General features: G+C 73.6%; 21 protein-coding genes. 11 read left to right on the top strand and 10 right to left on the bottom strand.

Annotation, left to right across the window (positions count from 1 at the left end):
• Nucleotides 1-74: 74 nt before the first annotated feature.
• The 6 genes from FGE12_RS03345 to FGE12_RS03320 are packed head-to-tail and all read left to right on the top strand — an operon-like array spanning nt 75 to nt 7,275.
• On the top strand, nt 75-656 hold the full coding sequence (locus FGE12_RS03345; RefSeq protein ID WP_153864685.1) for a chemotaxis protein CheW: 582 nt from the start codon (nt 75-77) through the stop codon (nt 654-656).
• Nucleotides 653-1,975 (top strand): CheR family methyltransferase, encoded by a 1,323-nt coding sequence (locus tag FGE12_RS03340; RefSeq protein ID WP_370458870.1) that lies wholly within the window; start codon nt 653-655, stop codon nt 1,973-1,975. The genes FGE12_RS03345 and FGE12_RS03340 overlap by 4 nt, the downstream gene beginning before the upstream one ends.
• 20 nt (nt 1,976-1,995) lie before the next feature.
• A complete protein-coding gene (locus FGE12_RS03335; protein ID WP_370458876.1) occupies nt 1,996-3,681 on the top strand; it encodes a methyl-accepting chemotaxis protein in 1,686 nt (561 codons plus the stop codon).
• A gap of 32 nt (nt 3,682-3,713) precedes the next feature.
• Nucleotides 3,714-4,091, top strand: a complete 378-nt coding sequence (locus tag FGE12_RS03330; protein ID WP_153864883.1) for a response regulator — start codon at nt 3,714-3,716, stop codon at nt 4,089-4,091.
• A gap of 21 nt (nt 4,092-4,112) precedes the next feature.
• Nucleotides 4,113-4,697, top strand: a complete 585-nt coding sequence (locus tag FGE12_RS03325; protein ID WP_153864684.1) for a chemotaxis protein CheW — start codon at nt 4,113-4,115, stop codon at nt 4,695-4,697.
• A gap of 7 nt (nt 4,698-4,704) precedes the next feature.
• On the top strand, nt 4,705-7,275 hold the full coding sequence (locus FGE12_RS03320; protein WP_153864683.1) for a hybrid sensor histidine kinase/response regulator: 2,571 nt from the start codon (nt 4,705-4,707) through the stop codon (nt 7,273-7,275).
• A 4-nt stretch (nt 7,276-7,279) separates the two neighbouring features.
• Here FGE12_RS03320 and FGE12_RS03315 read toward each other — a convergent pair whose 3' ends face one another.
• Nucleotides 7,280-8,023, bottom strand: coding sequence for a histidine kinase dimerization/phospho-acceptor domain-containing protein (locus FGE12_RS03315; RefSeq protein WP_194797528.1), 744 nt, complete (start codon nt 8,021-8,023; stop codon nt 7,280-7,282).
• Between the two features lie 495 nt (nt 8,024-8,518).
• On the opposite strand from FGE12_RS03315, the gene FGE12_RS03310 reads away from it, so the two are divergent.
• The 3 genes from FGE12_RS03310 (at nt 8,519) to FGE12_RS03300 (ending at nt 13,879) form a co-directional block, all read left to right on the top strand.
• Nucleotides 8,519-10,594: an alginate lyase family protein gene (locus tag FGE12_RS03310; protein WP_153864681.1), complete on the top strand. Its 2,076-nt coding sequence runs from the start codon at nt 8,519-8,521 to the stop codon at nt 10,592-10,594.
• Nucleotides 10,595-10,652: 58 nt separating this feature from the next.
• Nucleotides 10,653-11,978 carry a nucleotide sugar dehydrogenase gene (locus FGE12_RS03305; protein ID WP_153864680.1) on the top strand — a complete coding sequence of 442 codons (1,326 nt, stop codon included), beginning with the start codon at nt 10,653-10,655 and terminating at the stop codon, nt 11,976-11,978.
• Between the two features lie 107 nt (nt 11,979-12,085).
• Nucleotides 12,086-13,879, top strand: a complete 1,794-nt coding sequence (locus FGE12_RS03300) for a TldD/PmbA family protein (protein WP_370458869.1) — start codon at nt 12,086-12,088, stop codon at nt 13,877-13,879.
• Between the two features lie 4 nt (nt 13,880-13,883).
• Here FGE12_RS03300 and FGE12_RS03295 read toward each other — a convergent pair whose 3' ends face one another.
• Both FGE12_RS03295 and FGE12_RS03290 read right to left on the bottom strand, forming a co-directional pair.
• The gene (locus tag FGE12_RS03295) at nt 13,884-14,798 is read right to left on the bottom strand and encodes a hypothetical protein (RefSeq protein ID WP_370458868.1); all 915 of its coding nucleotides are present in this window, start codon (nt 14,796-14,798) and stop codon (nt 13,884-13,886) included.
• Nucleotides 14,795-15,736, bottom strand: a complete 942-nt coding sequence (locus FGE12_RS03290) for a metalloenzyme (protein ID WP_194797527.1) — start codon at nt 15,734-15,736, stop codon at nt 14,795-14,797. Before FGE12_RS03290 ends, FGE12_RS03295 begins: the two co-directional genes overlap by 4 nt.
• Nucleotides 15,737-15,767: 31 nt before the next feature.
• Between FGE12_RS03290 and FGE12_RS03285 the strand changes: the two genes are divergently transcribed.
• Nucleotides 15,768-16,847, top strand: coding sequence for a DUF4388 domain-containing protein (locus tag FGE12_RS03285; protein WP_153864678.1), 1,080 nt, complete (start codon nt 15,768-15,770; stop codon nt 16,845-16,847).
• Between the two features lie 8 nt (nt 16,848-16,855).
• Here FGE12_RS03285 and FGE12_RS03280 read toward each other — a convergent pair whose 3' ends face one another.
• The 7 genes from FGE12_RS03280 to purM form a co-directional block, all read right to left on the bottom strand.
• Nucleotides 16,856-17,983 (bottom strand): ADP-ribosylation factor-like protein, encoded by a 1,128-nt coding sequence (locus FGE12_RS03280; RefSeq protein ID WP_194797526.1) that lies wholly within the window; start codon nt 17,981-17,983, stop codon nt 16,856-16,858.
• Complete coding sequence (locus FGE12_RS03275) at nt 17,980-19,134, bottom strand: anhydro-N-acetylmuramic acid kinase (protein WP_153864677.1); 1,155 nt, start codon at nt 19,132-19,134, stop codon at nt 17,980-17,982. Before FGE12_RS03275 ends, FGE12_RS03280 begins: the two co-directional genes overlap by 4 nt.
• A 169-nt stretch (nt 19,135-19,303) precedes the next feature.
• Nucleotides 19,304-20,230, bottom strand: a complete 927-nt coding sequence (locus tag FGE12_RS03270; protein ID WP_153864676.1) for an N-acetylmuramic acid 6-phosphate etherase — start codon at nt 20,228-20,230, stop codon at nt 19,304-19,306.
• Nucleotides 20,227-20,418: a 50S ribosomal protein L28 gene (rpmB, locus tag FGE12_RS03265; protein WP_153864675.1), complete on the bottom strand. Its 192-nt coding sequence runs from the start codon at nt 20,416-20,418 to the stop codon at nt 20,227-20,229. The genes FGE12_RS03270 and rpmB overlap by 4 nt, the downstream gene beginning before the upstream one ends.
• A gap of 101 nt (nt 20,419-20,519) precedes the next feature.
• Nucleotides 20,520-22,076 carry an NAD(P)-binding protein gene (locus FGE12_RS03260; protein ID WP_153864674.1) on the bottom strand — a complete coding sequence of 519 codons (1,557 nt, stop codon included), beginning with the start codon at nt 22,074-22,076 and terminating at the stop codon, nt 20,520-20,522.
• Nucleotides 22,077-22,132: 56 nt separating this feature from the next.
• Nucleotides 22,133-22,792: a phosphoribosylglycinamide formyltransferase gene (gene purN / locus FGE12_RS03255; RefSeq protein WP_194797525.1), complete on the bottom strand. Its 660-nt coding sequence runs from the start codon at nt 22,790-22,792 to the stop codon at nt 22,133-22,135.
• Nucleotides 22,789-23,826 carry a phosphoribosylformylglycinamidine cyclo-ligase gene (purM, locus tag FGE12_RS03250; protein WP_194797524.1) on the bottom strand — a complete coding sequence of 346 codons (1,038 nt, stop codon included), beginning with the start codon at nt 23,824-23,826 and terminating at the stop codon, nt 22,789-22,791. The genes purN and purM overlap by 4 nt, the downstream gene beginning before the upstream one ends.
• 46 nt (nt 23,827-23,872) lie before the next feature.
• Between purM and FGE12_RS03245 the strand changes: the two genes are divergently transcribed.
• On the top strand, nt 23,873-26,233 hold the full coding sequence (locus FGE12_RS03245) for a CHASE2 domain-containing protein (protein WP_153864673.1): 2,361 nt from the start codon (nt 23,873-23,875) through the stop codon (nt 26,231-26,233).
• The last annotated feature ends 10 nt before the right edge of the window (nt 26,234-26,243 follow it).

Genomic DNA, 26,243 nt, shown 5'->3' with positions numbered 1-26,243 from the left:
ACGCACCCACTGTGGCGCAGGTAACTTTTCACTCCACCTGCCCTGGCTCCTCCTCCCGGGAGCGAGGGCCCTCCATGCACAAGAACAGCTCTCCCACCGGTGATCCCGAGGCGCACCGCTCCGCGGTCCAGCGCCGCCTCGCTGCCCTCGAGTCCGAGGTCGCGCAGCTGCGCCAGGAGCTCGCGGGGCTCGGGCGCGAGCAGGTGCTGCAGGGGCTCTTCCTCACGGTGGAGGTGGCCGGCGCGCTCGCGCTGCTGCCCACCGAAGCGGTGCAGGAGGTGGTGCGGCTGGTGGAGCTCTCGCCGCTGCCGGCGGCGCCCGAGCACGTGGCGGGCACCTTCCTGTACCGCGGCGCGCCCGCGGTGGTGGTGGACCTCGCGGTGCTGCTCGGCGTGCGGCGCGAGCCCGAGCTGGATGCGCACCTGGTGGTGTGCGGCGGCGCGCGCCCCGTGGCGCTGCTGGTGGACCGCGTGCGCGACATCGTGGAGCAGCCCACGCTGGTGGACGCCGCCGCGGAGGGCGAGCGCACCGCGTGGGATCGCACGGGGCTCATGGCCGGGCTGTGCCGCACGCCTGCGGGGCTGGTGCCGCTGCTGCGCGCCTCCACCGTGCTCTTCGTTCCCGCGTCCGGTGGCGCCGTGCAGGAGGGCGTGTGAGCGCTGCGCCGCGCACCGGGCCGCTGCTGGACGAGGGGGCGCTGCAGAGCCTGGAGGCGCTGTTGCGCGCGGCCTGCGGGCTCACGCTCGCGCCGGGCCTGCGCCGCTCGCTCGAGCCCGCGCTGGTGCGCGCCGCACACCAGCGCGCCGCCGCGCCCGAGCTCTTCCTCGAGCGGCTGCTCGCGCGCGAGCCCGCCGCGGTGGAGTCCTTCATCGAGCAGGCGCTGATCGGCGAGACCTACTTCTGCCGGCACCCCGAGCACCTCGAGGTGCTCACGAAGTACGCGCAGGGGCGCCAGGACCCGGCGCCCCTGCGGGTGTGGAGCGCGGGCTGCGCCACCGGCGAGGAGCCCTACAGCGTCTCCATGGCGATGATCGCCGCGGGCGTGCCCCCCTTGCGCTTCAAGGTGGTGGCCACGGACGTGTCCAACCGCGCACTCGCCCGCGCGCGCGCCGCGCGCTACGGCCAGTGGTCCATGCGCCGCATCCTGCCGGAGCTCGAGCGGCGCTACCTGCGGCCGGACGGGCCCTTCGTCACCGTGAGCCCCGAGGTGACGGCGCGCGTGGAGCTGCGGCGCCACAACCTCGCGACCGACCCGGCACCGGTGTCCGGCGTGCAGGCGGTGTTCTGCCGCAACGTGCTCATCTACTTCCCGCCGGAGCTGGTGCGCACGGTGCTGCAGAAGCTCGTGGGCACGCTGGTGCCCGGAGGCCTGCTCTTCCTCGCGCCCGCGGAGATCCCGATGGCCGCGGGGCTCGGGCTCGAGCAGCACGAGCTGCGCGGCACGCCGTATCTGCGCCTGCCGCTCAGCGCGCGCACGCCCCCTCCCTCGCTGTACCTGACGCCCATCCCCATGCGCAGCCCGCTGCCCAGCGCCTCGCAGGCGGCGGAGGTGGTGGACGTGGCCGGGCCCCGAGCGGGCTCGGAGCTGGAGCAGGCACTGGAGGCGGCGCGCGAGGGCCGCTACGAGGCGGCCGAGCGGCTCGCGCAGGCGGCCGCGCGCCAGCTCTCGCCCGAGGCCTACCTGCTGCTGAGCATGGTGGCCGAGGGGCGCGGGGACCTCGACGCCGCGGTGAGCGCGGTGCGCAAGGCGCTCTACCTGGAGCCGCAGCTGGCCATGGGCCACGCGGCGCTGGTGAGCCTGTACGGAAGACTGCGGCAGCCCTCGGAGGCCGAGCGCGCGCGCACCAACGCGCTGCGGGCGCTCGAGGGACTCGAGGACGACGAGTTGCTTCGCGGAGTGGAGGCGGTGACGGCCGGTGGCCTGCGCCGCGCGCTCGAGCCGGCCCAGCGCCGCGAGCGGTGGGGTGAGACGTGAGCAGTGAAGGAGGACACGTGGTGGAAGTGACTGAAGGGGCAGCCTCCAAGCGGGAGCGTGCCGGGCTGGGGCGCTTCAGCCTGCGCTCGAAGATCGTCGGGGTGACCGGCTTCACCGGCGCGCTGGTGGCGACCATCCTGGTCATCGCCTTCTCGCTGCAGATGAAGGACGCGCTCCACGACGAGCTCGGCAAGCGCGCCAACGCCGTGGCGGTGGAGCTCGCCAACAACCTCGCCTTCGCCACCTTCTCCGGTGACAAGGAGGGGCTGCAGCGCGCGGCGCTCGCCACCCAGCGCGACGTGCCGGACGTGGCCTACGTGCTGGTGCGCGACTCCAAGGGCGAGATCCTGGCGCGCGCGAACGGCAAGGGCTTCGACGCGGCCGACCAGGTGGCGCTCAAGGAGGCGGACAAGCTCGTCACCCGCGACATCCGCGTGAGCGGCGTGGCGGTGTTCGAGGCCGCGAGCCCCGTGGTGTTCGAGCAGCGCTCGGGCGACGCGGCGAACCCTTTCGATGGGCTGGGCAGCAACGGGCTCGGCAGCAACGCCCCGGGCGCCGGCGCCAAGCCCGAGGACCGGGTGCAGGTGGGCACGGTGCAGGTGGGCCTGAAGCTGGACACGCTCAACTCCACCACCTCGTCCATCACCCTGAGCGCGCTCGCGCTGGGCATGCTGGTGCTCCTGGGCTGCCTCGCGGCGGCCGCGGTGCTCGCGCGCCTGCTCATCATCCCGCTCGAGCGGCTCGCGCACGCGGCCGCGGGCATCGCCGCGGGCGACCTGCGCCAGCGCATCGACACGCGGGGCGGGGACGAGATCGGCGAGCTCGCGCGCTCCTTCTTCACCATGTCCCAGGCGCTCAGCACGCTGATTGCGGACCTGCGCGGCGCGGCGGCGGACATCGAGCGCGAGGCGGCCAGCGTGCTCACCACCAGCACGCAGCAGAGCGCCATGGCGCACCAGCAGGCCAGCGCCATCAACGAGACCAGCTCCACGGTGGCCGAGATCGCGCAGACCTCCAAGCAGGCCACCACCTACGCGGACAACGTCATCTCCGGCACCCAGAAGTCCGAGGCGCTCAGCGCCGAGGGCCAGCAGGTGGTGGGCGAGAGCGTGGAGGGCATGAACAAGCTGGGCGAGCAGGTGAAGAACATCGCGCTCGCCATCACCGACCTCTCCGAGCGCACCCTGCAGATCGGCGACATCATCGCCACGGTGAAGGACGTGGCCGAGCAGTCCAACCTGCTCGCGCTCAACGCCTCCATCGAGGCGGCGAAGGCGGGCGAGCACGGCCGCGGCTTCGCGGTGGTGGCCACCGAGATGCGCACCCTGGCCGAGCAGTCCAAGGTGGCCGCGAACCAGGTGCGCGGCCTGCTGGGTGAGGTGCAGAAGGGCACCCGCACGGCGGTGAGCGCCACGGAGGAGGGCAGCCGGCGCGCCCAGGCCGCCACGGCGCTCGCGCAGAGCGCGGGCTCGGCCATCCTCGGGCTCTCGGAGCTGATCAAGGACTCCAGCGCGGCGGCGCGGCAGATCGCCGGCAACACCCGCCAGCAGACCATCGGCGTGGAGCAGATCGCCGCGGCGATGACCGAGCTGTCCACCGCCATGTCCGACAGCGTGGAGGGCACGCGCCGCATCGAGCAGGTGGCGGGCAACCTCTCCGCTCTTTCCAAGCGCTTCTCCGAACTGGTCGCGAGCTACCAGCTGTGAGCGCGGCGCCCGCGCCTCGCGGAGGCACCATGATGAAGGTACTGATTGTCGAAGACACGAAGACCATCGCCAACCTGCTCCAGGTGTACCTGATGGGGTGGGGGCTCGAGTTCTTCGATGCGACCAACGGCGTGGTGGGCCTGCAGCGGGCGAGAGAGGTGAAGCCGGACCTCATCATCTCGGACGTGCAGATGCCCGAGATGGACGGCTTCGCGCTGTGCGCGGCCATCCGGGCGGACACCGCGCTCTACGCCACCCCCTTCGTGCTGCTCACCTCGCTCAAGGACGACGCGAGCCGGCAGCGCGGCCGCCTGGTGGGCGCGAGCGCCTTCCTCAACAAGCCCATCGCCGTGGACGACCTGCGCGAGAAGGTCCGCGACATCCTGAAGCTGCCCGCGAAGCGCTTCTAGCCCGCCCCTCCCGAGACGCTCATGTCCGCCGAGTCCTCCCCCTCCAGCGCCCAGGTCAACTTCGCCGAGCTCTACCGCCGGCTCGACGAGGCGCGCGCCGTGCTCGAGCGCGGCCAGGCCGTCAGCGAGGGGCACCGCAAGGAGGTGCTCGCAGCGCGCGCGAAGGCGCTCGCGGGCTCGCGCGAGGAGGTGCGCCAGGAGCTGCTCAGCGTGCTCGCCTTCCAGGTGGGCGGCGAGCGCTACGCGGTGCCGCTCGCGGCGGTGGACCACGTGCTGGAGGCGCGCGGCCTCTGCCCGCTGCCGGGCGCGCCGCGCCACGTGCTGGGGGCGCTGGTGAGCCGCTCGCGCGTGGTGGCGGTGCTGGACCTGCGCCAGCTGCTCGGGCTCGAGGGCGGCGGCATGTCCGACCTCACGCGGGTGGTGGTGGTGGACGTGGGCGAGGAGTCCTTCGGGCTCGCGGCCGAGTCGGTGGACGGCCGGCTCGAGCTGCCGCGCGCCGAGCTGATGCGCCCGCCTCCGGGCCCCTTCAGCCACCTGGGCCCGCAGCGACTGACCATTCTGGACCTCGAGCAGCTCGGCGACGCCGGCGCGGCGCGGCGGGAGTAGGAACGCCATGGACTTGCAGGTGCTGCGCAGCATCTGGCCCGTGTTCTCCGCGGAGACGCGCGAGCAGATCCAGACCATCGGGGCCAAGGTGCTGGGCCTCGAGGAGGACCCGGCCGGGCGCGACCCGGACCTGATGGTCACCCTGAAGCGGCTGGTGCACAGCCTCAAGGGCTCGGCCGGCAGCCTCGGGCTCGAGGACATCGAGAAGGTGGCGCACGCCATCGAGGACGGCATCGAGCGCTTCGAGCCGACCGCGAAGCTCTCGCGCGACGTGGTGCAGACCACGCTGCAGGGCCTGAGCGCCATCGAGGCGGCGGTGGCCCGCGGCGACATGGGCGAGACCCCCCTCATCAGCGGCCTCGAGGACCTGCTCGCGGCGCTGGGCGCGGGCGGGCCGGGGGCGGAGCAGGGCGCGGGCGCCGCCGAGACCTTCTCCACGCGCGGCCTCTCCACGCTGGGTGCGCTGGAGGCCGCCCTGGGCGAGCTGTGCAGCCCGCGCGTGGAGGACCGCGCCGCCAAGGTGGGCAGCGCCGTGGAGCTCGCGCAGGCGCTGCAGTCCGCGGCCGAGGCGAACGGCGACTTCACGGTGGGCCGGCTCGCCGAGGACGCGGCGCGCGGCTTCTCGGACCTCGTGGGCGGCGGCGACGCGGTGGGCCAGGTGGCCTCGAACCTCGCCGGCGCGCTGGTGGAGCTGCGCACGGCCCTGAGCGCGAGCGCTGCGCCCACGCCCGCTCCGAAGCCTGCGCGCGCGCCTGCGCCGCGCGCCGCCAAGACTGCGGCCCCGGCACCGGCGCCCGCCGCTCCTGCCGCGAAGGCCGAGCCCGCGGCGCCCCCGCGCGCCGAGGCGACCGGCGCCGGCGGCAGCGGCGACAAGGTGGTGCGCGTCTCGGAGAAGACGCTGGACTCGCTCGCGCTGCAGGTGGAGCAGCTGGTGTCCGGCCGCGCGCAGCAGGCGCGCCGGCACGAGAACCAGCGCGAGCTGCTGGAGATCGCGAACCAGGCGCTGCTGCAGCTCGAGCGCGTGGCCTCGCAGCTCACGCTGGCGGGAGACGAGAACTCGCTCGAGCCCCTGCGCGCGGGCGTGGCGGAGGTCCGCCGCCTGCAGAAGGGGCTGCTCGAGCTGGCCAAGGTGAGCGGCCGCGAGACGGAGCAGCTGGGGCTGGTGTCCCAGGTGGTGCGCGACGACCTGCGCGACCTGCGCATGGTGCCGGCCTCGCAGCTGCTCGAGCCGCTCAAGCGCGCGGTGCGCGAGGTGAGCGGCAAGCTGGGCAAGGACGTGGAGCTGGTGCTGGGCGGCACCGAGGTGCGCATCGACCGGCGCATCCTCGAGGCGCTGCGCGACCCGCTCATGCACCTGGTGCGCAACGCGGTGGACCACGGGCTCGAGACGCCGGAGCAGCGCGCGGCGGCGGGCAAGGATCCGCGCGGCCGGCTCGAGGTTCGCGTGGAGCCGCGCGGCACGCGCATCGCGGTGGTGGTCTCGGACGACGGCGCGGGGCTGGACCCCGAGCGCGTGCGCGCGACCGCCGTGCGCCGCGGGCTCCTGAGCGCCGAGGCCGCGGCGCAGCTGACGGACGCGCAGGCGGCGCGGCTCGTGTTCCAGCCGGGCTTCAGCACCCGCGAGTCGGTGACGAACATCTCCGGCCGCGGCGTGGGCCTGGACGTGGTGCAGTCCACCGCCACCCGCCTGCAGGGCGCGGTGCACATCCACTTCACGCCGGGCCAGGGCACGCGCTTCACCGTGGACCTGCCGCTCACGCTCGCCGCGGCGCTGGGCCTGCTGGTGCGCACGGGCACCAGCGTGGTGGCGCTGCCCTCGGACGCGGTGAAGCGGGTGCTGCGCCTGCCGCCCGCGGACGTGGGCACGGTGGCGGGGCGCGTGCTGGTGAAGGTGGACCAGGAGCAGCTGCCCTTCCACACGCTCTCCGAGGCCATCGGGATGCCGCGCCTGCCCCACGCGCTGGACGCGGGGCGGGTGCAGCCCGCGGTGCTGCTGCAGCTGGGCGAGGACCGGGCCGTGTTCGCGATCGACGAGATCGTGGGCCAGCAGGAGATCGTGGTGCGCCCGCTGGGCCGCCACCTCAACGGCGTGCCGCACCTGGCGGGTGCGAGCGTGCTGGACGACGGCCGGCTCGTGCCCGTGCTCAACGCACCGGAGCTGCTGCGCGCCGCGGCGCCCACGCTGCAGGGCAGCGCCCAGACGCAGCGCCCGCGGGTGCTGGTGTGCGACGACTCGCTCACCACGCGCTTCGCGATGAAGGCGCTGCTGGAGATCGCGGGCTACCCCGTGGTCACCGCGGCGGACGGCGAGGAGGCCTTCGAGGTGCTCGAGCGCACGCGCTGCCAGCTGGTGGTGAGCGACTGGCAGATGCCGCGCCTGGACGGCGTGGGGCTCGCGCGCCGCATCAAGGCGCACCCCACGCTCGCGCGCACGCCCATCATCCTGGTGACGAGCCTGGACAGCCCCGAGGACCGCGCCGCGGGGCTCGAGGCCGGCGCGGACGGCTACATCGTCAAGAAGGACGTGCAGCGCGGCAAGCTGCTGGACCTCGTGCGCCAGCTGCTGCCTTCCGCCTGAGCCGCTAGCCCGCGGCGGGCAGCAGCAGGGTGAGGCCCTCGGCCCAGAGCTCGAGCCTGCCGCCCAGCGCCTGCGCGAGTGCCGAGAGGCGGCGGGTGTCCGCCTGCGCGAGCGCCGCGCCCCGGGGCCAGCGCAGCTCGAGCTGGCAGGGGCCGGGCGCTGCCTCGGGCCCACGCACGTGCAGGGCGGCGCCGCTCACCCCGTGCAGCGCCTGGGCGAGGCCGCGCGCGAGCAGCCGCACCTGCGCGCGCGTCGCCCGCACGCTCACGCCTCCCGCCGGAGCGTGCAGGGGGAGGCCCGCGGCGAGGGCGCGCGCGAGGCCCGAGCGCAGCGCGGGGAGCAGCGGCGTGCAGGCGCCGCGCTCGGGCGCGAGGTGGCGCGCGATGAGCCCGTTCTGCTCCTCCACGGCGCGCGAGAGGCGGTCCGCGTAGCGCTGCAGCGCGGGGGAGAGGGGCCCGGCGAGCCCGCGCTGGATCATGTCCACGTAGCCCTTCATCACCACCAGCGGGGTGCGCAGGTCGTGCGAGGCCCGCGAGCGGTGGGCCTCGAGCCGCGCCGCGCGCTCGGACACCGTGCGCAGCTCGAGCCGCAGCCGCGTTTGCTCCGCCCGCGCCTCGCGCTCGCGCTCGCGCGCGGCGAGCAGGGCGGGCAGCCCGCGCAGCAGCGCCTCGAGCTCGGCGCGCTGGGAAGGTGCGAGGGCAGGGGTGCGCAGCAGCAGCCGGTGCGGGCCCCGCGAGAGCCGCTCCACGCCTGCGCGCTCGTGGAGGGCCGGCGGAAGGAGCCCCGCGCGGCCGAGGCTCTGTCGCCCCTCGCACAGCAGGGCGCCCGTGGCGCCGCTCAGCTCGAGCGCAGCCTGCGCCAGCGCCTCGAGCCCCGCCTGTGCGCCCGAGCGCAGTGCCCGCTCGTTGACGCTCTGCAGGGCACGCGCTGCCGCTGCGCGCTCCGCAACCCCGGGCCCTGCTGCTGTGGCCCGTCTTTCCCTGTGGAGTCCCTCGCGCACGGTCGGAAGGGGTGTGCACGCCACCGCGAGGGCGCAATGGGCGCAACGGCGTGGGCAGCTGTCGGCCGACGGTGCGGAAAGGCTTTCCCGCCGCGGGTGGCGCCTGCACCCGCTTTTTTACCGAGCGGGGCCCCGGGAGGGAGGGGAAAGCCCAGCAATTTCGCAGCGTCGCCGCGTGGCAGGCCGATTGCTTAGGGCCACCGCCCAGAGGCGCGAGCACTGCGGCACGGGGACGGCGAGGCGATGGGGACACTGGGCTACTACACGACGATTGCGCGGCTGGCCCCCGGGGCGCTGGCCCGCGTCCCCGCGCGGCGGGTGCAGGGGGTGGCGCGCCAGGCGCTCTACCGCCGCAGAGAGCCCACCGACGAGCTCGCGCTCCTGCGCGCCTACGGCGTGCAGCACGCGCAGGCGCTGCCGGAGCGGGCGCTCGGGGTGAGGCCCGGGGCCGCGTGGTGCGAGGTGGATCAGCGCGCCGCGGTGCTCGAGGCGCTCGCGCAGCTGCCTGGCGCGGAAGGCCGGGCGCTCGCGCGCGCCGGGGCCGCGCTCGCCCAGCGCTTCGACGTGTTCGGCACCTCCGTCACCTTTGGTGAGGGCCGCCCCGTGGACTGGGGTCTGGACGTGGTGAGCGGCCACCGCTACCCGCTCGAGCCGGTGGAGTCGCTGCGGCTGTTGCGCCCGGGGGTGGATCCCAAGTTCCCCTGGGTGCTGGGGCGGCTCGACAGTGCGCTGGCGCTCGCGCAGGGCTACTGGGTGCACCGCGAGCCCGCCGAGCGCTCGCGCTGTGCGCGCGCCTTCGTGGCCCAGACGCTGGACTTCCTCGCGGCGAACCCGGTGGGGCAGGGGGTGCACTGGACCTGCCCCATGGAGATCGCCCTGCGCGCGGCGAACCTCGCGCAGGCGCTCGCCATGTTCGCGGATGCCCCCGAGGTGCGCACGCCCGAGTTCGCCCTCGCGGCGCTCGGCGCGCTCGCGGACCACGCGGCCTTCGTGGAGGCGCACCTGGAGGACCAGGGCGCGGTGCCCAACAACCACCTGCTCTCCAACTACGTGGGGCTGCTGGTGGTGGGGCTGCTCTTCCCGGAGCTGCCGGGCGCAGCGCGCCAGGTGCAGCTCGCGCGCGAGGGACTCGCACGCGAGGCGCTCGCGCAGGTGCACCCGGACGGCCTCTCCTTCGAGGGCTCCGTGCCCTACCACCGGCTCGCGGTGGAGCTGCTCACGCTCGCGCACCTCGTGGCGCGCGGCAGTGGCGTGGGCCTGGGGGACGCGTACGAGGCGCGGCTGCAGGCCATGTTCGCCGCCTCGCGCACCCTGTGCTCGGAAGGCGGGCTCGCGCCGCAGGTGGGGGACAACGACTCGGGGCGCGTGCTCACCCTGTGCGACCGCGAGAGCCTGGACCACGGCTACCTCGCGCCCCTGGGCGCCGCGCTCTTCGAGGACGGGGCGCTCGCGGGCGGGCGCTTTCCGGACGAGGCGGCGTGGCTGCTGGGTGCGCCGGGCCTCGAGCGCTACCGGCGCCTGGGGCAGGCGCCCGAGCCGCGCTCGCGGGTGTTTCCGGACGGCGGGCTGCAGGTCCTGCGCGGCGCGGGCGCAGTCGTGACCGTGAGCGCGGGCACCCAGGGCCAGATGGGCGTGGGCGGCCACAACCACAACGACAAGCTCTCCTTCGAGCTGCACCTGCACGGCGTGCCGGTGATCGTGGACCCGGGCAGCCCCACGTACACGCGCGACGCCGGCGAGCGCAACGCGTTCCGCGCCACCGGCGCCCACAACACGCTCGAGGTGGATGGGCAGGAGCAGACGCCCCTGGACCCGCAGCGCCTCTTTGCGCTGCCCGAGGCGGCGCGCGCCCGCGTGGAGCTGTTCCACGGCGGCGCCCAGCTGGACCGGCTCGTGGTGCGCCATGACGGCTACCGCTTCCTGCCGGCGCCGGTGGGCGTGCAGCGCAGCTTCGTGCTGGACAAGCGCGAGCGCGCGCTGGGCGTGAGCGACACTTTGACGGGGGTGGGGCTTCACGAAGTCGTGGGGCGGATCCACCTTGCGCACGATTCAGCGCGCCTGCGGGCGCCGACCGCGCAGGAGCGTGCGCGGGCCCTGGGCGTCCCGCAGGCTCCCGAAGTGTTCTCGCCCGTGGCGGTGGAGCTGGGCCCCGAGGGAGCGCACCACGCGGTGCTGCTCTTCGCCGAGGGGCTCGAGCCCGAGCTGCTGCCCTCCCGGTACTCGCCGGGCTACGGGCAGTCGCGCGAGGCGCGGGTGGTGGTGTTCCGGGGGCGCGTGGCGCCGCCGGCGTGTTTGAGGTGGGTCGTTGTTTTCAGGTGAAGGGCTTGGGCGTCCCGTCCAGAGCGGCGGGGCGACCTTAGAGGGAGAGGAACATCAGATGCGCGTCATGGTGAGCCCGCTGTTGGACAAGATCCGCAAGCGGGAGGCGAAGGTGGGCGTGGTGGGGCTGGGCTACGTGGGTCTTCCGCTGGGGATGGCGTTCGCGGAGGCCGGCTACCCGGTGCTGGGGCTCGACATCGACAACCGCAAGATCGAGAAGATCGAGAAGGGGGAGAGCTACATCAAGCACATCCCCTCCGAGCCGCTCGCGAAGCTGTCCGGCGAGGGCCGCCTCAAGGCGACCACGGACTTCGCCCGCGCCAAGGATCTGGACTGCCTCATCATCTGCGTGCCCACGCCGCTGACCGCGTCGCGTGAGCCGGACATGAGCTACATCATCAAGACCGGCGAGGCGCTGGCGCCGCACGTGCGCGCAGGCCAGCTCTACATCCTCGAGTCCACCACCTACCCGGGCACCACGGACGAGGTCCTCAAGCCCATCCTGGAGAAGGGCGGCCTCAAGGCGGGCGTGGACTTCCACCTGGCCTTCAGCCCCGAGCGCGAGGACCCGGGCAACAAGAGCTTCAACACCAAGACCATCCCGAAGATCGTCGGCGGCTACACCCCCGCCTGCCTCGAGGTGGCCCAGGCGCTCTACGGCAACGCGCTCAAGGACACGGTGCCCGTGTCCAGCACCCGCGTGGCGGAGCTCTCCAAGCTGCTGGAGAACATCTTCCGCTGCGTGAACATCGCCATGGTCAACGAGATGAAGATGCTCTGCGACCGCATGAACCTGGACGTGTGGGAGGTCATCCAGGCGGCGAGCACCAAGCCCTTCGGCTTCATGCCCTTCTACCCGGGCCCCGGCCTCGGCGGGCACTGCATCCCCATCGATCCCTTCTACCTGACGTGGAAGGCGCGCGAGTTCGAGTTCCACACCAAGTTCATCGAGCTCGCCGGTGAGGTGAACACGCAGATGCCCTACTACGTGGTGCAGCGCACCATGGAGGCGCTCAACAAGCACAAGAAGACGCTGAATGGCGCCCGGGTGCTCGCGCTGGGTGCGGCGTACAAGAAGGACATCGACGACATGCGCGAGAGCCCCAGCCTCCGCGTGATCACGCTGCTCAAGGAGAAGGGCGCCGAGGTCGAGTACCACGACCCCTACGTGCCCGAGCTGCACGCGGGCCACGGCTTCAACTTCGACATGAAGAGCGTGCCGCTCACCGAGGAGTCCATCGCCCAGTACGACGCGGTGGTCATCCTCACCGACCACTCCAGCATCGACTACAACATGCTGGTCGAGCGCGCCCAGGTGGTGGTGGACACCCGCAACGCGACCAAGAAGGTCACCCGCGGCCGCGAGAAGGTCACCAAGGCCTGACGGGCCCGCCCGCTCGCCGGGTAGGCAGATGGCCCCTGCTCTCCGCCCACGGCGGGGCAGGGGCCTTTGCGCGTCTGCAGGAGCCGCGGCCGCGCTAGGCTTGGGTGGTGATCCTCCGCCTTCGCCTGCCCCTCGCCCTCCTCTCGCTCTCCCTCCCTCTGGCGGGCGCCGCCGCCGCCGCGCCCGCGCCGGCCGCCGCATCCACCGAGCCCGTGACCGAGCCCGTCACTGTCGCGGCGCGCGACCCGCGCGTGGCGCTGCTGGACGCGATGGCCACGGAGCTCGCCCGAAACCAGCAGCAGCTGCGCCTGCAGAGCCACGAGCCGCCGTACTTCCTGAGCTACCAGCTCAAGGACTACGACGAGTACCAGGTGGCCGCCCGCTTCGGCGCGCTCTTCGAGGACGATGGCAGCCGCCAGCGCAAGCTCTACGTGGACGCGCGCGTGGGCTCCTACGACTTCGACAGCTCGGTGGCGGAGAACGAGTTCGAGATGAACTTCTCCACCAAGGGCCAGAGCTACATGGCGCGCAACGACGCGCCGCTGGACGACTCGCCGCTCGCGCTGCGCACCGCGCTGTGGCTCGCCACCGACAGCAAGTACAAGTCCGCGCTCTTCCAGTTCCTCAAGAAGAAGGGCGACAGCGTCTACACGGTGGACGACCCCAAGCGCCCGCCCTCCTTCAGCAAGGAACAGCCGCACCAGTTCGTGGAGCCGGCCAAGCCCTTCTCCTTCGCGCGCGAGCGCTGGGTGCAGCTCGCCCGCGCGACGAGCGCGCGCTTCAACGCGCACCCCGAGATCTTCGACTCCGAGGTGCGCATCACCGCGGACAAGGTGGTGCGCACCTTCGTCTCCAGCGAGGGCGCGCGCCTCATCACCGAGAGCACGCTGTACGGCGTGCACATCAGCGCGCTCACGCGTGCGCCGGACGGGCAGCTGCTGGACGACTCGCGCGACTTCTACGCCCCCACCGAGGCAGGGCTCCCCGGCGACGCAGCGATCGCCGAGGCCGCGCAGAAGGTCATCACCGAGCTGCTCGCCCTGCGCGAGGCGCCGGCCATCGACCCGTACACGGGCCCCGCCATCCTCGCGCCCGAGGCCGCGGGCGTCCTCTTCCACGAGGCGGTGGGCCACCGGCTTGAGGGCGAGCGCCAGGACGACGACAACGAGGGGAAGACCTTCGTGGGGCAGCTGGGCAAGCAGATGCTCCCGCCCTTCATCAGCCTCGTGGACGATCCCACCCGCGCGCAGGTGGAGGGCGAGCCGCTCAACGGCTACTACCTCTACGACGACGAGGGCGTGAAGGCCCAGCGCGCGGACCTGGTGGAGAACGGCGTGCTGCGCACCTACCTGCTCTCGCGCCACCCGGTGGAGGGCTTCCTGCACTCCAACGGCCACGGCCGCAGCCAGGGCGCGCTGCGCTCCATCGCGCGCATGGCGAACCTCATCGTGGAGTCCAAGCGCCAGGTGAGCGACGCCGAGCTCAAGCGCATGCTGATCGCCGAGGCCAAGCGCCAGGGCAAGCCCTACGGGCTCATCATCCGCGACATCACCGGCGGCAACACCAACACCTCGAGCTACGGCTACCAGGCCTTCAAGGGCGTGCCGCGCATGGTGTACCGGGTGGACGTGCGCGACGGGAAGGAGACCCTGGTGCGCGGCGTGGAGATCGTGGGCACGCCGCTGTCCGCGATGAACCGCATCCTCGCCACCGGCAAGAAGGCGGGGGTGTTCAACGGCTTCTGCGGCGCGGAGAGCGGCAACGTGCCGGTGTCCACCGTGGCTCCGTCCACCCTGCTGCAGGAGCTGGAGCTGCAGCGCGCGGTGGAGGGCAAGGACCGTCCGCCGCTCCTGCCCAGCCCCGCGGCGGCTGCCGCGCGCGCCCAGGCGCCCACGCCCTGAGGGCTCAGCGCGGCGCGACCGGAGCCGGAGCGGGCGCGGGCGGCTGAATCGGATCACCGGGCAGCGCCACGGTGTGCCGCAGCCGCCCGGGCCGGAAGCCGCGCAGGCGCACGTAGCGCAGGAAGTCCTGCAGGAAGCTGTCCACCGGCAGGCCCACCACGGACGCGAAGGCCTCGGGGAACGTGGGCCCGCGCTTCATCTCGGCGAGCAGCGCCCGCACGCGCGGCTCGCCGTAGCGCAGCACCAGGAAGGTGAAGGCCTGGTGCGCCGCGCCGTACACGAGGTCGCTCTCGTCGCGGTACAGCTCGTCCCCTGCGCGCAGGGGATCCTCGCCCGGAGAGGACTCGAGGTGGCGCGCGAGATCCTCGAGGCTGGCCCAGCGGCTGCCCTGCTCGGCCGTGTACGAGGCCATGCCCTCGCGGAACCAGAGCGGGATGCGCTTGCGCGACCAGCTCAGGCGCGAGGCGGCGAGCTGGTACATGAGGCAGTGGGTGAGCTCGTGCAGCATCAGCTCGTTCACCTCGCGCTGCGCCGCGCTGCCCAGGTACCAGGTGCTCGGAGACTGCACGAACACCTCGTCGTAGCGCGCCCACGCGCGCAGCCAGCCGTAGCCCGAGCGGTCCACCGCGTGCTCCAGCGCGCGGTGGCTGGGCAGCACCTGCACCTGCACGGGCTCATCCAGCGCGCCCCAGCGCGCGAGGCGGGGGCCGGCGCGCTCCAGTGCCTCGCGCACCTGCGCCGTCGCCTCGTCGTCGCCCTGGGCGTAGGCGAGCTGGAACTGCCCCACGGCCGTCCTCGCCGCGAGGTGCCCGCGCAGCTCGGGGGTGCTCGTGGCGCAGCCCGTCCCCAGCCAGAGCAGGGTGAGCGCCAGCGCCCACCGGACATGCCCCGTTCCCCTTTTCCCTGCGGCCTTCCTCACGCGTCTCCCCGCTCCACTCCGAGCCACCGCAGCACCTGCAGCCCCACGTCCGCCACGGTGGCCAGGGTCCCCAGCGGCTGCGGCTCGCCGAAGTACAGCACGGGCACGCGGTTGAGGGTGTGCTGGCGCGTGCGGAGGTCCTCCACATTGCCATGATCGCTACACACCAGCACCCGCGCGTCCGGCGGCCGCAGCCGCACCACCTCGCGGGCGAAGGCGTCGAAGGTGCCCAGCGCCTGGAGCGCAGCGTCCCAGTCCTGGGCGTGGCCCGCCTCGTCGGCGAGGTAGTGCTCGAAGAGGGTGAAGTCGTGGCCCTCGGCGATGCGCCAGAACACCTGCGCGGCCTCCTCGGGCGTGCGCGGGGGGAGGTCGAGCCCGCGTGCCCGCGGGCGCTCGCCCGTGACGTCGTGGCTCAGGCCCAGCCCCGCGCGAGCGTCGTCCAGCGTGCGCAGGGGGACCTTCGCCGCGGCGAAAGAGAGCGTGGAGGCCGAGGCGCGCAGCCGCCGCGTGGCCGCGGGGGGCAGCTGCAGGTCGGGCCCCGCGGAGGCGCGGCGCGCGAGTCCCAGCGCATCGAGGTAGGCGGCGGGGTAGGCGTTGGCGAAGGTGGCGCTGCGGCCCGCCTCCACCAGCCTGCGCACGAGCGAGTGCTCGGCGAGCAGTGCGCGCAGGGGGGCGTTGGGAAAGCCCAGCACGTGCTTGCCCAGCTGCGCCGGGGCGGGCAGGCCGGTGAGGATGGCCGTCTGGTTGCTCGCCGACTGAGGGCGCCCCGGCACGCCGAAGGTGGTGTCCACCGGCAGGCAGCGCCCGCCGTGCGGGAGGGGCTCGCCGGGCGCGTCGTGGAACTGGGAGAGCAGGTGGCCTGCCCGGGCGAGCGGGTTCTCGTCGGGTGCCTGCCGACCCACTCCCACCCCATCGATGAACAGGAGCGCGACGCGCACGGGAAGCGACTGTATCCTCGTTCCTGGAACCATGGCCCTCCACGGCGACCTCTTCAGCTTCCCGCTCCCCGAGCTGCTGCAGTGGCTGGACAGCTCGCGCAAGACCGGCGCCCTGCAGGTCTCGTGGGAAGGTGGGCAGCGAATCGTCTTCGTGCTCAGCGGACAGGTGATGGCGACCGCGAGCGTCGGCCAGCGCGAGCGCATCGCGCGGCTGCTCGAGCTCACCGGACTGTCCACCGGCTCACGCGTGCTGGGGGCCTTTGCCGCGCTCAAATCCGCAGGCGACGCCGACCCCACCTTCGCCGGCGTGGGCGTGGAGTCGCGCTGGGTGCGCGAGCTCGCGCGCGACGAGCTGTGCGCCGCGACCGCGGACCTCATCCAGGCGGGCGACGGCCAGTTCCACTGGACCGAGGACGCGGACCTGTCCGGCGAGGAGTGGACCCCGGCCGAGATGGGCATGCGCGAGCTGCTCTTCGAGTCGCTGCGCTGGGTGGACGAGCAGCCGGACGTGGAGAAGACCCTGCCCGCGGACTCGCTGCAGGTGCGCGCGCTGGCCAAGCCCGGCGCGAAGACGCCCACGCTGCAGCGCGCGGTGCTGCAGCTGAGCGCGGGTGGGCAGAGCCTGGGGCGGCTGCGGCTCTCGCTCGGCCTCAGCCGCACCGCCGTCACCCGGCGCATCTACGAGATGCGGCGGGTGAAGCTGGTGGCGGTGGACGGCGCGCCCCAGCTCGAGGCGGACCCCATCTCGGACATGCTGGAGAAGGGCGCGGTGCTGGTGCGCGAGGGCCAGCACGACGCGGCGGCGCTGGTGGCCAGCTCCCTGCTCGCGAGCGACCCCTCGGACCGGCGCGTGCGCGAGTTCGCGCGCCTGGTGCAGCAGGAGCACGTGGCGGCGCTCTACGCGGAGCTGCCGCCGCTGTCCGTGCCGCAGCTCTTCCACGATCCGGCCGCGCTCGCCCTCCTCAAGCCCGAGGAGCGGCAGATCGCGAGCCTGGTGAACGGGCAGTGGGACGTGTCCACCATCGTGCTCGCGAGCCCCGCGCGCGAGCTGGACACGCTGCGCACGCTCGCGAAGCTCACCCGGCTGGGGCTGCTGCAGCAGGCGTACTAGCCACCCGCCTAGGGACGGCCTGCGTCCGTATCCGGCAGCCCCGCGGCGTGCAGGCGGGCGAACACCTGCATCAGCACGTAGAGGCTGAAGGCCGCGTCGTCCACGCGCAGGTGGGTGCGCGTGGCGAGCCCCTCGAGCCGCAGCAGGTCTCCGCCGTCCACGCGCAGCAGGAAGGACTGGCGCTCCGGAGGCCCCTCGCCGGCGAAGGCGAGACCGCGGCGCACCGCCTCGAGGCAGGCCAGCACGCAGGCCGCGTTGTCGCCGCTCGCGAAGGCGGCCTCGGCGGCGCGCGCGTGATCGAAGAGGTCTCCGGGCGCGAGCGCGCTCGCGGCGCCCAGCGGGAGCTGGCCGGTGAGGGCAGGGGGCGCCACGGGCTGCACCGTGCGGGCGGCCGGGGCGCGCGGGCCGGTGGCCTGGGCCTGAGCCGAGGCAGGCGCCTGCTGCGGGCGGCTCGCGAGGTGCTGGGTGAGCTGGGCCTCGAGGCCCGCGCTGCCGCCCCCCGCCGCGCCGAACACCGGCGCCTGGGGCGCCGCGCGCGGGGCAGGGACGATGCGCTTGGCGCGCAGGTCCTTGATGACCAGGCGGGTGATGGCCTTGAGCGCGTCCAGCACGCCCACTCCGCTCGTCGCCTCGGTGGCGAAGTCCGGCACGCCGCGCGGGTTGAGCTCCGCGCGCAGCTGCTCCACGGGCAGCGCGCTCTCGAGGTCGCGCTTGTTGTACTGGATGACGAGCGGGAAGCGCTCGAGCCGGATGCCCTGCTCGAGCAGGTTCTCCTGCAGGTTCGCGAGCGACTCGCGGTTCGCGTCCATCGCCTCGGGCTGGGAGTCCGCGACGAAGACCACGCCGTCGGCGCCCTGCAGCACCAGCTTGCGGGTGGCGTTGTAGAAGACCTGGCCGGGCACGGTGTAGAGCGCGAGCCGCACCGAGCAGTCGCCGACCTTCTCCACCTTGATGGGCAGGAAGTCGAAGAAGAGCGTGCGGTCGCCCTCGGTGGCGATGGACATCATCTCGCCGCGGTGCGCCGGGCGCACGGTCTCGTAGACCTTGCGCAGGCTGGTGGTCTTCCCGGACAGACCCGGTCCGTAGAAGACGATCTTCGCGGCCACCTCGCGGGCCATGAGGTTCACGCTGCTCACGGAGAGAGCTTTCCTAGAACGACTTGGCGCCGCGCGCCAGTTGCCGACGGCACATTCGCCGGCGTCCCGGCCAGAAACTCGCTCGCGAGCAGCGCGAAGCAGGCCGCCTCCTTCGCCGCCTCGGGGAAGCCCAGCGCGTCCAGCGGGCGCACCGGCAGGGGCGCGAGCCTCCGGGTCAGCCCCTCCCAGAGCACGGGGTTGCGCGTGCCTCCGCCCGAGACGTACACGGCCTCCGGATGTGCGTGCGGAAGCACCCAGGCCTCCAGCGCGCGCGCCGTGGCCTCCACGGTGAACGCGGCCGCGGTGGCGAGCAGGTCCTCGGCCCGCAGGGGGCCGCGCTCGGCCCACAGCCGCTCCACCAGCGGCTCGCCGAAGCCCTCGCGCCCCGCGCTGCGCGGCGGGGGCTGCTGGAGGAAGGGGTGCGCGAGCAGGCGCTGCAGCAGCGCCGCGTCCACGCGCCCTGCGCGCGCGAGCCGCCCGTCCACGTCGCAGCGCAGCTGGCCGTCCGAGGCGCGCTGTGCGAGCCCGTCCAGCACCATGTTGCCGGGCCCCGTGTCGAAGGCGAGCGTGTCCTCGAGCCGGTCGCCCACCACGCTCACGTTCGCGATGCCGCCCACGTTGAGCAGCGCGCGCGTGTGGCCCGGGAGCCGGAACAGCGCCCAGTCGAGGTAGGGCACGAGCGGAGCGCCCTCGCCGCCGGCCGCGATGTCGCGCGTGCGGAAGTCGCTCACCACCGGGCAACCCGTGCGCTCGGCGATGACCGCGGGCTCACCGAGCTGCAGCGTGGAGGCCACGTGGCCCGGCGCCTCGGCGAGGCTCGGCGGCAGGTGCGCCACCGTCTGCCCGTGCGAGCCGATGGCCGCGATGGCCGCGGGGGTGAGGCCCGCCTTCGCGATGGCCGCGAGCGCGGCGCGCGCGAAGTGCTCGCCGAGCAGGAAGTTCAGCTCGCAGGCCTCGCGCACGTCGTGCAGCGCGAGCACCCGGTGGGTGAACTCGGGCGTGAAGGGCTCGGAGACGTGCGCGAGGAGCGTGAGGCGGAGGCTCGCCCCCGTGCCCTCGATGCGGCACACCGCCGCCTCGGCCGCGTCCACGCTGGTGCCCGAGAGCACTCCCACGCACAGGCGCACGCCGGGCTCTGCAGCTGGGGCCATGCCCCCGAGTTAACCGGGAAGGCGGCCGGGCTGCCAAACGGGGCTCCAGTGCTCGCTCGGCAGGTGGGCGGGAGCGCTGCAGTCCCGGGTGCCACGCTGGCCCCGGCCACGGGGACAGCGCTTCGCCCGGCACCCTCACCCCAGCCCTCTCCCAGAGGCAGAGGGGGACTCAGCAGGGCTCGAGGTCTCGCAGGGAGCGCCGTCGCAGCGCGCGGGCGGCCTCGGGGCGGGGAAGCCCCGTGAAGTGCATGGCGAGCGCGAGCCGCACCTCTCCGCCGGCCTCGGCGAGCAGCCTCGCAGCCCGCGCAGGGACGAGGCCGGTCAGCTCCGCCACGGTGCGCGCCGCCCGCGCCCGCAGCTTCGCGTTCGTGGGCTGCAGGCCCACCATGCGCCCGCGAAAGACGCTGCCCAGCTGCACGAAGGCCGCCGTGGTGAGGGCGTTGAGCACCAGCTTCGTCGCGGTCCCCGCCTTGAGGCGCGTGGAGCCCGAGACGAGCTCCGGCCCGGTGGCCACGTGGATCACCTGGTCCACGCCCCGCGCCCATGCGGGCGGCGGGTTGCAGCAGAGCAGCAGCGTGGTGGCGCCCGCGCGGCGCGCCTCTCCCAGCGCTCCGCGCACGAAGGGCGTGCGCCCGCTCGCGGTGATGCCGCAGACGACGTCGCGAGGGGTGGGGGAGAGCCGGCGAAGTCGTGCCGCGCCATCCTCCGCGCTGTCCTCCGCGCCCTCCACGGCGCGCGTGAGCGCCGCGCGCCCTCCGGCGATCAGCGCCTGGACCTGGCGGGGCGGGGCACCGAAGGTGGGCGGGCACTCGCTCGCGTCCAGCACGCCGAGCCGGCCGCTGGTTCCCGCGCCGACGTAGAGCAGACGACCGCCGTCACGCAGGGCACGCGCCACCCGGGAGGCCGCGCGGGCCACGTCCGGGAGCGCCGCGCCCACTGCGCGCACGGCAGCGAGATCGGCTTGATGCAGCCGACGGACGACCGACTCCACGGGGAGGAGGTCGAGGTCATCCGCCAGCGGGTGCAGCCGCTCCGTGGGCAGGAGCGCGGTCCTCGAGGGACGCGCGCCTCCGCCAGCAGAGCGCTTGCGACTCAAGCGGCCTTGGTCACCTTGCCCGCCTTGATGCAGCGGGTGCAGGCCAGCACGCGCTGGGTGCTGCCAGCGACGTTCGCGCGGACCTTCTGCAGGTTCGGCAGGGTGCGCTTCTTGGTCTTGTTGTTCGCGTGGCTGACGTTGTTACCCACCAGCGGACGCTTCCCACAGATGTCACACTTCCACGCCATGACCGCTAACTCCTTGAAAACAGGGCGAAATATCGCCGCCCATAGAAACGAGGGGCGGAACCTACCAGAAACCGCCTGGAAATCCAGCCGTTAAAGTGCAGCTAGCCCTTCAGAGGGTCCTTCTTCTTCAGGGTCTCCTGCACCAGCCGCGCGGCGCGCATGCCCGCGAGCAGCTCGCCCTCCAGCCCCAGGCCGGGCAGCACCTCGCGCCCGGCGAGCAGCAGGTTCTTCACCGGGGTGCGCTGGCCCAACCCGCTGACACCCAGGAAGGCTTCCGCCTCGAAGGCGTAGAGGGGGTGGGGGAGCAGGCGGCTGCCGCGCACGCCGCCCGCGTCCAGGTAGGGCGCGGAGCGCAGGAACCGCTTCTCCTTCACGAAAGGCAGCAGGTGCGAGAGCTGCGCGTCGATGCGCTCGGCGAGCTCCTTGAGGTGATCCTCGCCCAGGTCGCGCGCGCTCGCGGGCACGAAGGCCCCTGCGCAGATCACGCGCTGGCTCTCGTCCTCGCGCGGCGCCACGTCCTTGCCCGCCTGCTCCTTGCCGGGCAGCAGGCGCGCGGGGTGTTGCTGCAGGAGCAGCGGCCCCAGCGCATCGGCCGCCTGCGCCTCGCTGCCCGAGGGCTGCACCAGCGTGAGCTCTCCGAGCCCCTTGGGCAGCAGCTCCGCGGGGACCACCCAGTTCACGGTGAAGAGGAAGCGCTTGGTGGTGGAGAGGTCCAGGTGGGTGGCGAGGCTGCTCTGGCGCTTCTTGTCCGCGATGAGGCGGCGCAGCGCGCCCGCATCCGTGGCCGCGACGAGGCAGTTGCCGCGGTACAGCGTGTCCGAGCGCAGCACCTTGAGGCCCGCGAACTTGCCGCCCTCGAAGGAGAGCTCCTCCACGATGAAGGCCTCTCCGCCCTCGCGGGTGAGCACGTCCCCGCCCAGCTCGGTGATGCGCTTGGCGAGCAGCTCGCGCAGCCCCTCGCGCCCGCCGGGGAAGCGGTACGGGGAGCGCAGCGCCTGGGAGAGCGGCCGCGTGAGGGCGAGCGGGCCCTGCGGCGCGTCCAGGTGCGTGACGAAGGGCAGCAGCCCGCGCAGCAGCGCGCTCGCCGCGTCGTCGCCGCCCAGGCGCGAGGGGGCCTCGAGCGCCGGGTGCTGGCGCACCTGCTTGCGGAAGGCCCAGGTCTCGAACATGCCGTCCGGGGGCAGCTCGGGGCCGGCCTTGAAGAAGGCGTCCCCCTCCTCGTGCTGGCGCGAGGCCTGGGTGAGCGCCTCCTGCAGCGCGGCCGCCCCGTCGCCGAACTCGCGCGCGAGCTCCGCGCGGCGGCGCGCCTCGTCCGCGTGCAGGTCCACGCGGTGGCGCGGCAGCACCAGCTGCAGGTCGGGGTGGTGGGGCTTGAGCGCGCGCTGCACGGCGGTGGAGAGCCCCAGCTCCGTGAAGGCCTCCTCCACCGCGGGCATCGTCTTCAGGCTGGGGATGAGGCTGGGCGCGTAGGGCAGCAGGTAGCGGCCGTGCTCGTAGCCCGGGCCCATGCCGTCGTGCTCGACGAAGAGCACGCGGTGGCCGCGCTTGGCGAGCAGCGCCCCGGCGAGCGCACCGCCCAGCTGGCTGCCCAGGACGATGACGTCGTAGACGTGGCGGGAGGGGCCGGCGGGGATCTTCGGTCGGGCGGGGGGCTGCATCGGGGCCGCAGACTACACAACGGGCGCAGCCCCGGGGGAATGCAGTGAGGGGGGCCCTAGGCGCGCCCGGGGCTGCGCAGGGAGAGCTCGCCGACGGAGGGGCTCGCGCTCACCCGGGTGCGCGCGCCCTCGAGCGCCACCGCGCCCTGGGCCACGAGCCGCACCGCGAGCGGGTAGAGCTGGTGCTCCTCGGTGAGGATGCGCGCGGTGAGGGCCGCCTCGTCGTCCCCGGGGAGCACGGGCACGGCGGCCTGGGCGATGATCGGCCCCGTGTCGGTGCCCGCGTCCACGAAGTGCACGGTGCAGCCGGCCACCTTCACCCCGCGCTCGAGCGCCTGGCGCTGGGCGTGCAGCCCCGGGAAGGCGGGCAGCAGCGAGGGGTGGATGTTGAGGATGCGGCCCGCCCAGAAGTCGATGAAGGGCCGGCTCAGCAGGCGCATGAAGCCCGCGAGGCAGACCAGCTCCACGCCCGCCGCCTGCAGCGCGGCGAGCAGCGCCGCGTCGAAGGCCTCGCGGCTCCCGTAGCCCTGGTGCTCGAGCACCAGGGTGGGGACGCCCGCGCGGCGCGCGCGCTCGAGCGCGAAGGCCTCCGGCTTGTTGGAGACGACGAGCACGACCTCCGCCGGGAAGTCCGGCTGGGCGCAGGCGTCCAGCAGGGCCTGCAGGTTGCTGCCGCTGCCCGAGACCAGGACGCCCAGGCGCCGACGCGCCGTCACGGCTGCACGACCGCCGTGGCCTCGCCCGTGCCCTGCTCGATGCGACCCACCTCGCTCGCGTCCACGCCGCGCGCGCGCAGCACCTCGAGCGCGCGCGGGACGTCCGCGCGGGCGACCACGGCGATGAGGCCCAGGCCCATGTTGAAGGTGCTGTACATCTCGTCGCGCTCCACGCGGCCGAGCTTCTGGATGAGCCCGTAGATGGCGGGGCGCTTCCACGTCTTCTCGTCCAGCACCGCGCGGGTGCCGTCCGGCAGGCAGCGCGGCATGTTGCCGGGGATGCCGCTGCCAGTGATGTGCGCGAAGCCCTTCACCTTCACCTCGGCCATCAGCGCGAGCGCGTCCTTCACGTAGATGCGGGTGGGCTCGAGCAGCGCGTCCACGAGCGGGCGGTCCAGCCCCTCGGGCACCTGGTCCAGCGCGAGCTTCGCGTCGTCCAGCAGCACCTTGCGCGCGAGCGAGTAGCCGTTGGAGTGCAGGCCGCTCGAGGGCAGGCCGATGAGCGCGTCGCCCGGGACGATCTGCTTGCCGGTGATGAGCGCGCTCTTCTCCGCCACGCCCACGCAGAAGCCGGCGAGATCGTACTCGCCGCGCGCGTAGAAGCCGGGCAGCTCCGCCGTCTCGCCGCCCAGGAGCGTGCAGCCCGCCTGCTCGCAGCCATCCGCGATGCCGCGGATGACCTCGGCGGCCGCGTCCACCTCGAGCCGGCTGGTGGCGAAGTAGTCGAGGAAGAAGAGGGGCTCGGCGCCGCAGGTGAGGATGTCGTTGACGCTCATCGCCACCAGGTCGATGCCGATGGTGGAGTGGCGCCCCGCCATGAAGGCGACCTTCAGCTTGGTGCCCACGCCGTCGGTGCCGGCCACGAGCACCGGCTCCTTGTACTTGCCCGGCGGCAGGGCGAACAGGCCGCCGAACCCGCCCACGCCGCCCATCACCTCGGGGCGGGTGGTGCGCGCCGCAAAGGGTTTGATCCGCTCGACGAGCGCGTCGCCCGCCTCGATGTCCACGCCGCTCTGCTTGTAGGTCGTTCCCACGGTGCGGGCCTTCTACCGACTTTGGACGTACGATGCCACCTGCCCGATGAGCCTCCTCTCCCGCCGCCGCTTCGAAGTCCTCGCCCTCGCGCTCGCCGCGGTGCTCTGCACGCTGCACTGGCTCGCGGACACCACGCCCACCAACCCCGGGGCGGAGGGCGCCGCGCGGGCCGCCGGCGTGGGCGAGACGCTGGTGCGCGGCGCGCAGATCCTCGAGGGGCGCGCGACGGACCTGAAGTTCCGCCTGCGCGGGCCCCGCGCGCCGCACCCCGACGTGGTGGTGGTGGCCGTGGACGAGAAGAGCGCGCAGGCCTACGGGCTGTGGCCCTGGCCGCGCGAGCGCATGGCGCAGGCGGTGGACCGGCTGCGCGAGGCGGGCGTGCGCGCGGTGGGTCTGGACGCGATCTTCACGGACGCGGCGGGGGACGGGCGCATGCACGCGTACGCGGACGCGCTGCTCGCCTTCGACCGCGCGAGCCCGCAGCGCCCGCCGCCCGGAAGCAGCCTCGAGGCCTTCCGCGCGCTGCTGGCCGAGCAGAGCCTGAAGAACCCGGACGAGCAGCTCGCCCAGGCGCTCTCGCGCGCCCCCTTCGTGGTCCAGGGCGTCATCGCCTACGACGAGGCGGGCCGCGAGGCCTTCACCGAGCGCGCCGCCGAGCAGCGCGCCCTGCTCGAGCCGCACCTCTTGCGCCGCTTCCCGGGCAGCGTGCCCGGCTCGCAGCTGGAGGTGGACTTCCGCCAGGTGCCCGGCTGGCGCATGTACAGCGCCCAGATGGCGCTGCCGGTCATCGCGCGAGCCTCCCCGCGCGTGGGCTACTTCAACACCGCGCCGGACCCGGACGGCACCCTGCGGCGCGTGCCCACGCTCGCGAAGCTCGAGGCCCACGGCGGCTTCCTCGCCGCGCTCGAGGTGCAGACGGCCGCCGCCTACCTCGACGCCAGCGTGGAGCCGGTGTTCGACCCGGAACTGGGCAAGCTCACCGGCGTGCGGCTGCGGCGCGCGAGCGGGGCGCCGTACTTCGTCCCGCTGCAGACCTCCGAGCCCTACACCCTCATCAACCACCTGGGGCCCAGCAGCGCCTTTCGCACCTACAGCCTCTCGGACGTGCTCGACGGCAAGGTGGGGAAGCGCGAGCTCGCGGGCAAGGCGGTGCTCTTCGGCGTGACGCTGGTGGGGGACTACGATCAGCGCGTCACCCCCTTCAAGGAGATGGAGGCCGGCGTGTACGTGCACGCGAGCTTCCTCTCCAACATCCTCTCGCAGGACTTCCTCACCCGGCCTGCGTCCCTGCGCGGGCTCGAGCTGCTCTTCATGCTCCTGAGCGCGCTCGCGCTCGGGGTGCTGCTGCCGCGCGTCTCCTACGCCTGGAAGCTGGGTGCGGTGGCGCTGCTGGGCGCGGGCTGGCTCGCGCTGGACCAGCTGCTCTTCGAGCGCGGGCTGCAGGTGGCCACGGTGCTGCCGCTGGTGAACCTGCTCTCGGTGGCCTTCGGCACCATCTTCCTCGGCTACCTCTCGGTGGACCGCGAGAAGGGCGTGCTGCGCCAGACCTTCAAGCACTACCTCGACGCGAGCGTGATGGAGCAGATGCTCGCGCACCCCGAGAAGCTGAAGCTGGGCGGCGAGAAGAAGGAGCTGACGGTCCTCTTCTCGGACATCCGAGGCTTCACCACGCTGAGCGAGCGGATGACGCCCGAGGGGCTGGTGAAGTTCGTCAACGCCTACCTCACGCCGATGACGGACATCGTGTTCGAGCAGGGCGGCACGCTCGACAAGTACATCGGCGACGCGATCATGGCCTTCTGGGGTGCGCCGGTGGACCAGCCGGACCACGCGCTGCGCGCCTGCCGCGCGGCGCTGCGCTTCCTGGAGAAGCTCGAGGAGCTCAAGGCCCAGTGGCGCGCGCAGGGGCTGCCCGAGTTCGACATCGGGGTGGGCATCAACAGCGGCCCCATGAACGTGGGCAACATGGGCACCCACGGGCGCTTCAACTACACCGTGATGGGCGACGCGGTGAACCTGGCGAGCCGCCTGGAGGGCACGAACAAGGAGTACGAGACACGCGTGCTCATCTCCGAGGCCACCTGGCAGCGGGTGCGCGAGCAGGTGGTGGCGCGCCGGCTCGGCGCGGTGCGCGTGAAGGGCAAGCGCCGCCCGGTGCGCATCTACGAGCTGCGCGCGCTGGGCCAAGCGCAGGGCGCGGACGCCGAGGCGCTCGGGGCGTTCGAGGCCGGCGTGGACCACTTCGAGGCGCAAGCGTTCGACGAGGCGCAGGGCGCCTTCGAGCGCGTGCTGCAGCTGTGGCCCGAGGATGCGCCGAGCCGCCGCTACCTCGCGGAGCTCGAGGCGCTCAAGGCCCAGCCTCCGGGGCCCGGGTGGGATGGGGTGTACACGGCCACGCGCAAGTAGGCCGCACCAT

Source organism: Aggregicoccus sp. 17bor-14 (genome assembly GCF_009659535.1).
In the GTDB taxonomy this organism is placed as follows: domain Bacteria; phylum Myxococcota; class Myxococcia; order Myxococcales; family Myxococcaceae; genus Aggregicoccus.
The sequence above is the reverse complement of the archived record's forward strand: the minus strand, read 5'-3'. Positions and strand labels throughout refer to the sequence as shown.

What these genes read in the sequence shown, in the direction of transcription:
- FGE12_RS03285 (WP_153864678.1), top strand. Translation starts at nt 15,768, where the DNA reads ATGGCCCTCCACGGCGACCTCTTCAGCTTCCCGCTCCCCGAGCTGCTG.
- FGE12_RS03325 (WP_153864684.1), top strand. Translation starts at nt 4,113, where the DNA reads ATGTCCGCCGAGTCCTCCCCCTCCAGCGCCCAGGTCAACTTCGCCGAG.
- FGE12_RS03330 (WP_153864883.1), top strand. Translation starts at nt 3,714, where the DNA reads ATGAAGGTACTGATTGTCGAAGACACGAAGACCATCGCCAACCTGCTC.
- FGE12_RS03245 (WP_153864673.1), top strand. Translation starts at nt 23,873, where the DNA reads ATGAGCCTCCTCTCCCGCCGCCGCTTCGAAGTCCTCGCCCTCGCGCTC.
- FGE12_RS03275 (WP_153864677.1), bottom strand. Translation starts at nt 19,134, where the DNA reads ATGGCCCCAGCTGCAGAGCCCGGCGTGCGCCTGTGCGTGGGAGTGCTC.
- FGE12_RS03345 (WP_153864685.1), top strand. Translation starts at nt 75, where the DNA reads ATGCACAAGAACAGCTCTCCCACCGGTGATCCCGAGGCGCACCGCTCC.
- rpmB (WP_153864675.1), bottom strand. Translation starts at nt 20,418, where the DNA reads ATGGCGTGGAAGTGTGACATCTGTGGGAAGCGTCCGCTGGTGGGTAAC.
- FGE12_RS03310 (WP_153864681.1), top strand. Translation starts at nt 8,519, where the DNA reads ATGGGGACACTGGGCTACTACACGACGATTGCGCGGCTGGCCCCCGGG.
- FGE12_RS03260 (WP_153864674.1), bottom strand. Translation starts at nt 22,076, where the DNA reads ATGCAGCCCCCCGCCCGACCGAAGATCCCCGCCGGCCCCTCCCGCCAC.
- FGE12_RS03320 (WP_153864683.1), top strand. Translation starts at nt 4,705, where the DNA reads ATGGACTTGCAGGTGCTGCGCAGCATCTGGCCCGTGTTCTCCGCGGAG.
- FGE12_RS03305 (WP_153864680.1), top strand. Translation starts at nt 10,653, where the DNA reads ATGCGCGTCATGGTGAGCCCGCTGTTGGACAAGATCCGCAAGCGGGAG.